The 13,648-nt window shown below is 36.4% G+C and carries 10 protein-coding genes; 4 read left to right on the top strand and 6 right to left on the bottom strand.

What is annotated here, in order from left to right; translation table 11 throughout:
- Positions 1 to 15: 15 nt before the first annotated feature.
- From IPH52_21130 to IPH52_21115, 4 genes are all read right to left on the bottom strand, one after another.
- Entirely contained in the window at positions 16 to 507 is a 492-nt protein-coding gene (locus IPH52_21130) for a hypothetical protein (GenBank protein MBK7057503.1), read from the bottom strand.
- Between the two features lie 445 nt (positions 508 to 952).
- Positions 953 to 2,230: a phospholipase D family protein gene (locus IPH52_21125; GenBank protein MBK7057502.1), complete on the bottom strand. Its 1,278-nt coding sequence runs from the start codon at positions 2,228 to 2,230 to the stop codon at positions 953 to 955.
- A complete protein-coding gene (locus IPH52_21120; GenBank protein MBK7057501.1) occupies positions 2,230 to 4,737 on the bottom strand; it encodes a DEAD/DEAH box helicase in 2,508 nt (835 codons plus the stop codon). Before IPH52_21120 ends, IPH52_21125 begins: the two co-directional genes overlap by 1 nt.
- 65 nt (positions 4,738 to 4,802) lie before the next feature.
- A complete protein-coding gene (locus IPH52_21115) occupies positions 4,803 to 5,729 on the bottom strand; it encodes a WYL domain-containing protein (protein MBK7057500.1) in 927 nt (308 codons plus the stop codon).
- Between the two features lie 289 nt (positions 5,730 to 6,018).
- Between IPH52_21115 and IPH52_21110 the strand changes: the two genes are divergently transcribed.
- On the top strand, positions 6,019 to 7,236 hold the full coding sequence (locus tag IPH52_21110) for a thioredoxin family protein (GenBank protein MBK7057499.1): 1,218 nt from the start codon (positions 6,019 to 6,021) through the stop codon (positions 7,234 to 7,236).
- Positions 7,226 to 7,483, top strand: coding sequence for a hypothetical protein (locus tag IPH52_21105; protein ID MBK7057498.1), 258 nt, complete (start codon positions 7,226 to 7,228; stop codon positions 7,481 to 7,483). The genes IPH52_21110 and IPH52_21105 overlap by 11 nt, the downstream gene beginning before the upstream one ends.
- On the opposite strand, the gene IPH52_21100 is transcribed toward IPH52_21105, so the two are convergent.
- The gene (locus IPH52_21100) at positions 7,444 to 8,433 is read right to left on the bottom strand and encodes a hypothetical protein (GenBank protein ID MBK7057497.1); all 990 of its coding nucleotides are present in this window, start codon (positions 8,431 to 8,433) and stop codon (positions 7,444 to 7,446) included. The two genes, IPH52_21105 and IPH52_21100, sit on opposite strands and share 40 nt — an antisense overlap.
- A 6-nt stretch (positions 8,434 to 8,439) precedes the next feature.
- Complete coding sequence (locus IPH52_21095; protein MBK7057496.1) at positions 8,440 to 8,895, bottom strand: DUF3347 domain-containing protein; 456 nt, start codon at positions 8,893 to 8,895, stop codon at positions 8,440 to 8,442.
- Between the two features lie 209 nt (positions 8,896 to 9,104).
- Here IPH52_21095 and IPH52_21090 point away from each other — a divergent pair, with 209 nt between their 5' ends.
- Together IPH52_21090 and IPH52_21085 are read left to right on the top strand one after the other, a co-directional pair.
- Entirely contained in the window at positions 9,105 to 9,941 is an 837-nt protein-coding gene (locus tag IPH52_21090) for a hypothetical protein (GenBank protein ID MBK7057495.1), read from the top strand.
- A 291-nt stretch (positions 9,942 to 10,232) separates the two neighbouring features.
- The gene (locus IPH52_21085; GenBank protein ID MBK7057494.1) at positions 10,233 to 13,559 is read left to right on the top strand and encodes a transglutaminase family protein; all 3,327 of its coding nucleotides are present in this window, start codon (positions 10,233 to 10,235) and stop codon (positions 13,557 to 13,559) included.
- Positions 13,560 to 13,648: the final 89 nt, after the last annotated feature.

Genomic DNA, 13,648 nt, shown 5'->3' with positions numbered 1-13,648 from the left:
ATAGAATCCTTATTTTTATTCGAACGTTCTGAAATAGTCTTCTCTAGACATTTGAATTGCTTCTTGTGACTTAGGTCTTCTATCGGATGGATCTTCTGCCCTTAGGATTCGGTCTAATTCATGTTTGACGATACATCTGCCTTCTGTTGGTTTCCGAGGATGTGTAAGCCAACCGCAAGCAAATTTCTGATCTGTCTTATTGCAATCTTCGCTTTTACTAAATGCATCGCAGAATGTTTTTTCTTCTTCCGCTTTTTTAGCTGCTTCCGCTTCTTCTTTTACTTTCTTTTTGTATTCAGAAACATTCAAACATTCACCACCGAATGGAAGGATGCGTCTATCTACTCGCCATTGACATGCTTGTTTTTTGGGTGAGCGCTTCTCTCTATACTTTGAGCAAGTATCCTTTTTCTGGAAAGATGCACATTTATCTTCCTTGTCATCAGCAATCAAGCCTTGGAATCCGAGAGTAAATATTAAAATTGAAAAAAGAATTTTTCCTTTCATAGTATCTCCTATAAATTTCTTACTCAATTTAGAAGTAGATGTTTTACTCACAAGTTATTTATTTTAATATACACAAGCTAAATTGGTTTTAAGGTTTAGGGAAAGGTAAACCTTTTATCACTTGTGTGGTAAGGGCTAGCACCCTTACCACAAAGTATTCCGCCCCGTTGGGGCTTTGGAAACTACAGATGAATAACTTAAACCTCACAACTTTGCAGATAGTATTAAATGAGGCTAACCTATATTTTGCGATCTTGGATTATATTCCTTTGCTAGAAAGATTGAATTGAAATAATAGGTTAAGAAGAAATTTTTTTAAAAAATTAATATTCCTATCACAACATCCTGTTAATCCAAAAATCCTTTAATCCTGATTCAGACTAAGGTTCATCGTATACTTTGCATTTACCAAAGGGCGTGGATTAACCCACGCCCTTTGGTAATTTCATCCTTCATAGAAAAAACAATCCAATAGGGCTACTCTATATTTTGCGATCTTGGATTCTAACCCGTCAGTAGGAAGATTAAATTGAAACCAAGGGGAACGATAAATTCTTCGATGTAATTCAATATAAGCCTCAATAAATTCTTCTTTCTTCTGAGAATTCTTCAATCCTTTTAATCCAGTCATTTCAAATAAGTCATTTCCTGTAGCTTTATTGATAGATAAAAATAAATCAGGTCGTTTCGCTGAAAGTAACCTAAGTGCAATTCCATTACCAACATTTTCAATAGATAGTATCCCACTTAAATATTCATTGAGAGAATCCTCTGAAACTGAACCTTCTATTGGTATTAAGTTTAAAAATTCATCCAGAATTTTTGGTTCATTGATAACCATTTGTTTAAAATAGCCAGCTCCAGTCATTGAGCCTAACCAGCCACTATCCCCGTATTTTTCAGAAATTCTCAGAGTGCCACAAAAAGCTTTTCTTTCTTCTTCAGGCATATTAGAAAGAGTTTTATATTCCAGAATAATTTTCTTATAACTATCTATTGCGTAAACTGTATCAGTCCGCCATCCTTCTTCATTGAGTCGATAAAAAGTAGCATTATAATATTTCGTAATAGATAAATATTTCAATCCATGCACATATTCATCCCAAGTGAATTGAAAAATATTTTCCCAAGAATAATCTGGCAATGAGTCGCCAGCTTTTGTAATTAATTCATGTCTTTCTTCTGGAGCAAAGTATGTGCTTAAGTATCCAGACTGCAAGTTAGCCCTTTCATATTCCTTTTGATAAGCCACTAAATCCATTTTATCAGGTATGCGTGACTTTTCTTTGCACATTCTATAAAATCCTTCAAGTTCAGAGAAGATAGATTCTTTTTTGTTCCCTTTGATTAGAACATTGCTTTCCGTATTCTTGTGAAATCCACCTGCTGTGAAATTGGAACTTCCTGTAATCAATGAGAAGGAAGATTCATTTTCAAATAAATAGAATTTTGGATGAAACACGCCTGCTGTATCATAAACAATATTCAGCTTATTCCATTTATGCAATTGAAATAAAGCTTCTGGCTCAGTCTGATGAAATTGAATTCCGACAATTGCTTGAGTCAATTTAGCTTGATTGCTATCAATCAACTGCCAATGTTTTCCTCTTCCACCTGCTGTTGAAGCCCAGGCTACTGCAAATCGAAATGATTTGCAGTCTGCGATTTCCTTTTCAAAGTGTTTTAACAATAGATTCGCATCTGAAATAAAAATTGTTTCCATTAGTATTCTCCGTTACTAAGCTCATCTTTTGATTGAATATCATAATCTATCAAAAAATTATCTAAAAACTGATCACAAATTGCTTGCCAGAGAATCTTTTGTTGTCCTAAACTACCTTTCCATTCAGAATATTTATTTGCATCTTCTTGTGCTTCTTTTGAAGGGATAAACTTTCTTTCAATTTCTTTAAATGCTCCATCGTGTTTGTAATAGCCGAGTGCATGGATAAGTTCGTGGTACATTAAAAATTCCAAAATTAATAATGGAACAGAAGGTGAATTGAATTTATCCAACACAAGAATTTTATTTCCATCAGACATGTTGCACTGAGCTAAGGCATTTTTACTTAGTAATTTATCGTTATAAGAAACATCTTTTACAGATGGAATTCCAGAAGGAAATAGTTTATTATTTGAACCCACATCATTCAATATTTTTCTTAACTCGTATCCTACTTCTCCTTCTTTCCATTTTTCAAGTGTCTTTTTAGGAATTTGCTTTTTGTCTCTTAGACTTGTTGAGTCATTGTCTTTTTTATTTTTCTCGTCCAAATTATTTTTATGGTAATCAATATCTTCTACAAATTTAAGACGGAGCTTATAGCATCTTTGGCAAATAGGATCAGACCAATGATCATCAATTAATTTTTGTTTTTCTGATTCGCGTAAATCATTCTTCAAAATTTCAAGTGCTATATTTTTGGTATTAAATTTTTCCCTTTCTTTAAAAGTAATTCTTGTGACTCCATCGACTCCACCAGCATCTCTCCATGCGGTAAGTAGGTCTTTTAAATCTAATAATTGAGGAACAGGATCTGGGCATACTTCAAAGTAAGTATGTCTGACGTTTTCTACAAAAGCGTCAGATAAATCTTTTGGAATTTGTAATTTATTTTCTCTAATATCTGTTACTAACTGGTCGTATCCTTCACTTTGTACATCAAAGATAGGTATCTGCCTTTTCTCAGAAAATCTTTCTCCCATTCTAGTGCCAGAATTTTCAGGCTCTCTTTCTGTATTTTCAGGTGTATCCCATTCATACCAGCCATAGGGAATTGCTGCAAATGTTCCGAGGATACTTCCTAACTGAATAGATTGCAATAACAGGTAACATTCATCAATAATTGATTGAGGGATTAATTCACCAGCTACATTCTTTGTCTTTACGATTTCATCTACAGATTTACTATCTTCATTATCTTCTTCATTTACAACCAATTGTGGATCAAGAGGAGTAAAATCCTTCCATGTATCTACAAATGTAACAAGATTGCATTCTTTATTTCCGCCAGCCAGTTCTCCTCTCATGGCACGACCTACCATTTGTTGGACTAATGTCTGAGATAAAGTCGGTCTGGCTATCATCACGGTTTTTGTTTTGGGTGCATCATATCCTTCTAAACAAATTTCTGTATTAACTAAAACTTTGAGAGTTGGATCGGTTCTAAATCTTTCCATCACTTTTTGATTGTCTTCACTAGAACGATAGGTATCTACATAGTCAGCTTCTACGTCTAATTTTTTAAGCTCTTCCACCAGTTTCTTATTTGCTAATGTTTCTGGCGTGAAGATAATCGTTTTTCCATATTCTTCTTGGTTATCTTTATATCTTTGAGCAATTAGTTTATTTCTAGCAGGATTATTTCCTAATCTCTTTAAAACATATTGCTTTAACTCGGAATCTTTTGTTTTATTCTTTGTAATATTTTGGTCATCTCCAGTAATTTCTCTTTGTTCAATTTTAGTTGGTATTGTTTCTACTTTTGGGTGTGCTAAAAAATGATTTTCTATTAGAAATTGCTTATATACTCTAGATACAGGATTTTTATCCGGTGAATCAAAAAAATTCCAAAGTAGATTTGTCTTTTTATCATCCATAGAGTAAGGAGTAGCAGACAGACCTATGATTTTTGCTCCCCCCTGTTTTAGAACATGCAATACTTTTAGATAACTCGGAGCTTGTGCATGGTGGCATTCATCTACGACTACATATAAACCTTTTGGAGATTGTTGTAGCATCAATTCTACGGAAGGGATATTTTCATCGCTATAAGCAGTTTGTATTGTGCTAAATACCACAGAATCACGCTCGGCAATAGATTTCCATCTTGTCCCAGGTGCCGTTCCTGCAACTAGGGCTATATGAATTCCTTCTTCCTTTTTTTCTTCTGGTAAAAACTTATTATCAAAAATACTATTGAATGTTTCCGCTGCTTGTTTTAATAAATGCAATCTGTGTGTAATCCATAAAACTCTCATTCCTTTTGCCAGCACATTCTCATATAACCACTTTACGGCGATTACTGTTTTTCCGCCACCAGTTGGAACCCAGATGATTCCTGTCTGTCTATTTTGTTGTAAGAAGTGAAAGTCCATTTTTTTCCATGTTTCCCCCTGATAAGGATACGGTTTCAGTTCTCTTCGTTTCCCTTTCGTTGGAATATTTTCTCTGCCGTCTTTTTCCCATTTTAATTTCGGTGACTCTATAATTACTTGATCATTTTCCATTCTATCTTCCTCACTTTCCCCAATTATACCACACTTTTTACTTCTGTTAAGAGCAGTTACTGCCCTTATCCAATTTTTTGATGTAAAAGCAATGCGTTTTTTATGTTATCTATATATTTTTCTCGCCAAGCAATAGGTTCGATGATTTCAATATCCACCATGAATCGGGAGACAAGAGAGAATAGTTCTTCGGCATTATTTATATACATTTCCAAAAGTAGACAGTCGTTCTTGTCTCGATAGAATTTTTGTGATTTATGGAAGTATTCCTTTGTTAGAAATGTTTCTGAGTTCTTGCTTAATTTCAATACCACTTTTTGAGAAGGAACACCTTCATACGCTTCGATGCTATCGGAATAAAAATTGGAAATAAATTCAGAGTCAGGCAAATCATAATTACTCTCTAGATCAATTTTTATAACTTTCGTTATCTGCGTGAAAATATAATGCCTCACATCTCCATTTTGTGTATCAAGTCCCATAACAAAGAGCTTTCTTCCTCTTTGTATAATTGCATAAACCTGTAAGGATTTTATTTTTGGTTCGTTCTCTAAATATTTTACGTATTCAAAATGAATCGTCTTTCTATTATTCTTTGCGCATTGGAACAAGTATAAATAATAAAGTGATTTGCTATCTAAATGAAAGGAAACCGGCTCCATGAAATAATTCAAGGACTCTAACTCTGAAATGAAAAGGTATTGCGTAAAAATAGGCAGAATCCAATCACGATTATCCCTAAATTCTTTTTTCAGTCTGTAGCCGAAAGATGGTTTTGATTCAAATATCTTTAAGTTCAAAAAAGAATGAATCGTTTTAATAGCTCGCTTGATTGTTGATTCATCTTTGCTTAAACTTTTTTCACTGAACAAACTATATTTTGTTAATATCTCATTGGAAGAAATATAATCGTCAGAAAAAGCAATGATGCTTCCAAGCTCTAAGGATTGTTTGATATGACTGAGTTTATCAGGCTTTTGTCCGATTTCCACTCTGATAATTTAAAGCTGAATGGACTTCTTGTAAAGGGAAATTTAATTGATGAAGCAGTTCATGCATCTCTCTTAAATTGCCTTTCTATCTAAAACCAATCTTACTCTAATCTAAGAGAGACATAGAAGCCGAATTCGGCTTCTATGTGGCTTCTATGTCCCTTTTAGGTCGCTCTTATGTAATACGGTTCCCTAACGTCAAAGTGATTCAAATAGCCGCTACGCTGATTAATGAATTGACTAAAACTGAAAACTTAGAATCAAATGACTGAAACGCTTGCGAGGCAATATGATACATAAACTATTTCTACTTCTAGCTTTACTCTTTGCACCTAATTTATTTTCAGAAGAAAACCCCTATTCCAAAATGGAATTCAGTTTTAAAAATCCAATCGTTCTTAGGACAGGGGGAGAGATTGACTTTGAGGTAAAGGCTAATTTGCCGCCGAAGCATTACCTGTATTTGAGTCATGCCAATGCAGATGCGATTGGAATTATTACTACGTTTAGTTTTGCTCCTGATTTAGGATTTCAGTTAATAGAAACGAAAAGACCACTAGGTGTTAAGAAATTAGATGAAATGGTTTTAAAGGATAACGGTGTGTTTGCCTTTAAAATATTTGAACTAGGAACTAAAAAAGAAGGCTCTACTACAAAAGTTCCTTTGAGCATTCGAACCCAAATCTGCGAAGAAAAAGAAAATGGCATTTGTTATCCACCTAAGACATTTACCAAAGAAATTCTGATTGAGATTAGAGAGGGCAAAAAGAAAATTGGATTTAGAACCACAGATCCAATCAACTGGGAAGCAAATTTTCAAGCTGCCACAGCAAAGGCAAAATCATCTAACTTAAATATCTATGCAATCATCACAGAGCCTAGTTGGTGTGGCGCCTGTCGTTACATGGACAAGGAAGCATTTGCAAAACCAGAAGTGCAAGCTGTCTTAAGAGAAAAATTCATTCCATGGAAAGTAAGTGATAACGAATACGGAAGAGTTCCAACAGGAAGCGGAAGCTTTGGAATTCCTATGTTCTTTGTTCTGGATAATACCGGTAAGTCTCTCGGAAAATGGTCAGGCGCAAGAGATGCAAAGGGGTTACTCCCATTACTAAAACCATTTGAAAAATCTAGCTCAGAACCAGAGCCTACTCCCATTAAGCCGCCCGCACCTCCAGAGCCAGATGCAACCGAATTAGAAATCAAATCCAATGATGGAAGCAAATGTGCATTAACCTATGGAAAAAATTATATCTGGATGGCAAAAAAAGCTGGCGACTTTCATAATAATGGAACCTTTCGTTTTGGAATCAACAATCGAGAAATAAAAGTAAAACAATTCAGTCGAGATGCCAACCAGAGAAAAGCATATCCAGTTAAGCTAACCACAAATGGCTTTCGCATTGAGAAAACAGACTCAAAAGAATTCTGGGTAGGCGAATGCAAACAGGCTTCTCTTCAAGGCAAAGTCGAGGGCAGCGACATAGAATTTACAATTGAGAAATAAGGGAGATGAGTCCGATGTAAGACTTATCTGTCATTTCGAACATCGCTTGGCGGCAGGATTTGCGACTAAGCAAATGGGTGGATGGAGAAATCTATCCGACAATAATACGATAGTATGCGAAGGCGCTGGAGCAAAATCGCATCGGGGGGAAGCAAGACAGACCTCTCACGGTGAAGCTGTTCGAGGTGACCGTCGAACTCATATTAATTATGTGTTTAAAATTTCCATTTTCATTTCTTTTAGGTAATCTAGACTGCCGGTTTTAAGAAGAGATTGAAGAGTTGTTTTTTCGGAAGAGCTTATGTATTCTTTCTCGCGGAGTTGATCTAAAACTTCAACAACAAGTTCATATTCTAAACCATACAATTCGGAATAAATCCATTGAATTGTAAGTCTCTGTCCGCTCTTTTTAAAGTGCTTGATGAAAGAGCCTGTGATGTCATCTATTTGTCCACGTCGTTTTACAAGCTCTCCCATAGTATCCAAGATGAAAAATATCTCCATATCATCCTTAAACAAATTCATCATATGCTCATAAATCTTAGGTGAGATGAGTGGGAGGTTATAGATATTATCCTCCAGGGCTAAATAAAGATTTTTTTCATCATCTTCACTTAAGTCAGTGTATTTATCAAAGTCGGACATGACTTCGGGAGGAAGAATAAGTAAGAATTGAGAAGCTAGTTTATGTTGTTGTTTTTCACGAACTAGATAGACAATCATATTACAAATTCTTTGATTAGAGACTAATTTCCAGTATCTGCTACTCTTCAGTGCAAAGTAGTTATTTACATCTGGCTTTTTTGCGAGCATCTTTCGCACTTTGAGATAATTATCGTAGTCAATTTCTAAAATTTGGTAGAGAGTTTCATTGCTCATCTTCTCGACTAAATCTTGCACTTCTTCTGGCTCACAGATTCCAAAGAAATAGCGAATTAAATCTAATTTTTCGGGACCTTCGTTCGCAAATTCATCAATTACCTTTGCTTGTGCCTGAAGAAACGCACTGACTGCAACTGTAAATGTATTTTCACCCCGCATGAAGCCATTGAGTTTATTGCCTGCAATGCAAAACTTTTTAAAATTACCCATCCATGCAGAATTGATAGACAATACAGAACGACAATTACCAGGACATACCTGGTATACATTCGTATCTAGAAAGCAGTTTTGTAGTTCAGAATTTGAGGTTGACACTTTAATTTATTTTACTAATTCTCCGCATTCTCGCATTTCAGGGGCATAAGGATTTTCCACTACTTCCCCTTTGGCGATCCAATACTTTGCAACCATAGGACAATAGAATTTATTGTATTCGGTTCGAATCTGATTTGCCTTTAAAATGTCGGTTAATATTTCCGAGAAACTTGATAGAGATTCAAAAAATGCTTCTTTATCCTTAGAATTTATATTCGTTAGCGTGGATTCCATTTTATCTAGTTGCTTTTGAATGTCTTCGTTTTTACTGGCAAGTGACCTTGCTTCTTTTATGGAAATTAACAGAGCTTTACTCTCTGGAATAGTCTCAGATTTCTCAAGTAAAAGCACGTGCACCTTTTGATTTTCAGCTAAGATTTTTAAAATGGAATCTTTTAATTCATTATCAATCTTACCTTTACAGGAGAACAAAAAGAAAAAAAGTATTAATACATATTTCATGCTGGGCAATCCTAATTTAACTTATATTACAAACTTACTTAACTGTTTACAATAAATCTCTCAATAAATAAAGTCAAATTGAAATTTATTCAATTGGAATGGTAAATAAATTTCTTTATTTTTATCAAATTGGTTAAAATATGATCTTTCTATAGATAAAGGTTGCAATACGCTTTGTTTTACAGATTAGGATAAAAGGCTAATTCATTATGATAAAAATAAACTCCTTTAAGTTGAAAACATTATTTCTATTTGTTCTCCTCGGACAGTATTCCTTATTAGCAGAAACTGTAATTCTACGCACTCATGAAGTAATTCATGGTAAAATCACATTCCAAGATGCTAATGTTCTGAGAATGAACGATGACCTCGGTAAAGCAATTGAATTGCAGAAAAACGATATTTTAAAAGTTTCTTACAGAGATGTAAAAGATGCAAAAGAATTAAAAAAAATCATCGACGAAGAAGAAAGTAAGCTTCCTCCTGAAAAAAGAAAAAAAGTGGCAGTTGTTATCCCTGAAAATAGGTATACGCTTTTTATGAGGTCAGCAGTCGTTCCAGGATGGGGACAATGGAAAGCAGGAAACAAATGGTATGCAGCGTTAGCATTTGTAGGAGTCCTTGGAGCAGCAGGCTATGCTGCTAGTAGTTTCCAGGGATTTCAAGCCTCTGAAAAAAACTATCAAAAGGAAACTGCTACAACATTCTATGTTCTTGCAGCTGCTACTAATGTCGATAGCACAACGAAATTTTTAATCGCTGCTTATACTGGTGCACAAAATTTTGGACCTTATTCTAGCGCTTCCACCATTGGCAATAATGCAATCCAAGGATTGGCGATTGTGTATGCAATTCAGCTAATGCATTCTTTCTATTTAGGTTATAAATGGGAAAAAGCTAATCCAAACGCCAATACAACCATTGGCAAAAAAGCAGCCTTTGGAGATTGGAATTTTAATGCCTCGCCGCGCCAAGCCTTTGCTCCAACCGCGAATGGCGTCAGTCGAGAAACTTACTACGAAGTAAACTACGAATTTCGGTTTTAAGCTGTCACCTCGAACAGCTTTACCGTCCTCCCTTCGCTTGCACGCGAGCCAACGCCGACGCAAGGTCTATTTTGCTTAGAACTATAGTATTAAGGTTGATAGACCTCTCACGATTTTTCCAACCTGTGCTTGGAAGCGTCCTTCCCTTCGCGTGTTCGAGGTGACAGGAGTAATCCTATCCGTGTCCATCTGTGTTCATCCGTGGTAATCTTTCTTTTTTTACCAAATTTAATCTAAGTAAGTCCAAATTTTGCATACTTATATAGAAAGATTCAGATCATAGGAAAAATCATGTCAATACGCGTAGCTTTACATCATAAAACTCATTATCAATACAAAAAGCCTATTTCCATTTTCCCGCAGGTCGTCCGTTTAAGACCAGCGCCTCATGCTAGAACGCCGATTCATGCCTATTCGTTAAAGATTCAGCCAGGGGATCATTTTATCAACTGGATGCAGGATCCTTTTGGCAATTATCAGGCACGTCTAGTCTTTCCGGAGAAAGCAGATAAATTTACAGTAGAAGTGGATTTAGTTGCTGAGATGACTGTGATCAATCCATTTGATTTTTTTCTAGAAGAATATGCAGATGAATATCCATTCAAATATACAGAAGATTTAAAAAGTGAATTACTTCCTTATTTGCAAGTTAAAGAAGACGGAAATCTTCTAAAGAGTTTAATTTCTAAACTAGACCTCACCAAAAGAAGAACAGTAGACTTTTTAGTTTATATCAATCAAGTCGTTCATTCGGAAGTCGGCTATATCATTCGTATGGAGCCGGGAGTTCAAACAAGTGAAGAGACTTTGATTTTAAAGAAAGGATCTTGTAGAGACAGTGCCTGGCTACTCGTGCAAATGCTCCGTCACATTGGACTGGCTGCGCGGTTTACTTCTGGTTACCTCATTCAACTGGTTCCCGATGTAAAAGCAATTGATGGACCTTCTGGAACTACCGTTGACTTCACCGACTTACATGCTTGGACAGAAGTGTATCTACCTGGAGCTGGATGGGTTGGACTTGATCCTACTTCTGGACTCTTTGCGGGGGAGGGGCATATACCATTAGCCTGCACACCTAATCCTTCTAGTGCCGCACCGATAGCAGGTGGAATTGAGAAAGGAGCAGAGGCTGAACTTCAATTCGAAATGTCTGTTACTAGAATAGAGGAAGAGCCAAGAGTTACAAAGCCATATACAGAAGAAGTGTGGAATAAAATTTATGCACTCGGTCAAAAAGTAGACAAGGATTTAAAAGACAATGATGTTAGACTCACGATGGGTGGCGAGCCTACGTTCGTATCCGTGTCCGACATGGAAGGAGCAGAATGGAACACTGATGCTCTTGGACCGACTAAGAAGAATTATGCGATAGAATTATTTAATAAACTAAAAGATAAATTCGCATCAGGTCCATTACTTCATTATGGACAGGGAAAATGGTATCCCGGAGAATCTCTTCCCCGTTGGGCATTATCTTGTTATTGGAGAAAAGACGGGAAAGCAATCTGGAATGATCCAAATTTAATTGCAGATGAAAGAGTAAAAGGAAAATACACTTCCGAAGATGCAGAGATATTTATTCGTAGGCTAACAACGCATTTGGCGGTAACGGACGAACATGTCGCACCCGGCTTTGAAGACGTTTATTATTATCTATGGAAAGAAGGAACTTTACCTGTAAATGTGGATCCATTCAAAAGAAATTTAAAAGATACGGAAGAAAGAAAAACTCTACGTCGTGTTTTAGAAGCAGGACTTGGAACTACGGCTGGTTTTGTGCTTCCAATTAAATGGGACTGGCTAAGTCGTGTTTGGCGCTCTGGCAAGTGGCATGTAAAAAGAGATAGACTCTATTTATTACCGGGTGACTCCCCAATGGGATTTAGATTACCACTTAGCTCTTTACCTCATTCAGAAAGTTATTTTTATGAAGAGGAGCCTTCTAGCTTTGCGAGACCTGCACAACTGGAAAATTTTTATGATAAAGTAAGCAAGCGTCAACAAGTCTATATTAAGAATGAAAAAAGAACTGACGGGACTAACAGCGAGTTAGACGCACTTTATAAAAAGTATGCGGAGAATAGAAATCTCAATTTAAAAGAAGATAGCTGGGAAATGGTTCGCACTGCCCTTTGCGTCGAGCCTAGAAATGGAAATCTATTTGTATTCTTACCTCCAACCTATCATGTGGAAGAATACTTAGATTTAGTTTCCTCTGTAGAACTGACTGCATCGGAGCTCGGCATACCGGTATTAATCGAAGGATACCTACCTCCTTACGATATTCGTTTGCAAAGATTCCAAATCACACCAGATCCAGGAGTAATAGAAGTAAACGTTCATCCAACAGAAGATTGGGAGACTCTCGTTAAAAATACAGAAATTTTATACGAAGAAGCACACTTCACAAGACTCGGCACAGAAAAATTCATGTTAGATGGAAGACATACAGGCACTGGGGGGGGAAATCATATTACCCTCGGTGGAGTGACTCCTTCTGATAGCCCATTACTACGAAAACCAGATTTACTAAGAAGTCTTCTTTCTTATTGGAACAATCATCCGAGTCTATCGTATTTATTCTCAGGACTTTTTGTCGGTCCTACCAGTCAAGCTCCACGTATAGATGAAGCAAGGCATGAAAGTCTCAACGAATTAGAAATTGCATTCAAAGAATTAGATAGAAATACATTTACTCCTCTTTGGTTAGTGGATAGATTGTTTCGAAATTTATTGACTGACTTAACGGGTAACACGCATAGGGCGGAGTTTTGCATTGACAAACTCTACTCCCCTGATTCTAGCTCAGGGCGACTTGGAATTTTAGAAATGCGTGCATTTGAAATGCCACCTCATACAAGAATGAGTCTAGCGCAAATGCTCCTTATTCGCTCACTCGTTTCGAAATTTTGGAATGAACCATACAAGAGACCACTTCTCCGACATGGAACGATTTTACATGATAAGTATTTATTACCTCATTTTATTTGGGAAGATTTCAAAGAAGTGATTTTAGATTTGAATGATACAGGCTATGAGTTTGATCCAAATTGGTATAAAGTATTTTTAGATTTTAGATTTCCTATTTTTGGAACTGTTCAATCAGGAGATATTAAATTAGAAATCAGAATGGCAATAGAGCCTTGGTTAGTCCTAGGAGAAGAAGGAATTCAAGGTGGAACTGCACGTTATGTAGATTCGTCTCTCGAAAGAGTGCAAGTGCGAGTATTCGGTATGACCGGCAAACGGCATATAATCACATGTAACGGTAGACCTGTTCCAATTCAACCTACAGGGGTTAATGGTGAGTTTGTGGGAGGAGTCAGATATAGAGCTTGGCAGCCTCCATCTGCTTTACATCCTACAATTCCAATTCATGCACCTATCGTATTTGATGTTGTGGATACTTGGAATAACCGCGCTGTTGGTGGATGCACTTACTTTGTGGCTCATCCGGGTGGTCGCGGCTACACTACATTCCCAGTAAACTCAAATGAGGCAGAGTCTAGGAGGTTTACACGCTTTACCCCCTTCGGACATACTCCAAATACTTTGAATATTCTTTCAGAAGAGTTAAATCCAGAATTTCCGTATACATTGGATTTGAGAAAATAGATGGTCATTGAATGTAACCTAACGCGTAGGTAACGCATATATGCGTTACCTACGCGTTAGGTTACATTCATTAAAATAAATCTTTTCGA

The sequence above is a fragment of the Leptospiraceae bacterium genome (assembly GCA_016708435.1).
GTDB lineage: Bacteria > Spirochaetota > Leptospiria > Leptospirales > Leptospiraceae > UBA2033.
This window is presented reverse-complemented; position numbering and strand designations above follow the sequence as displayed.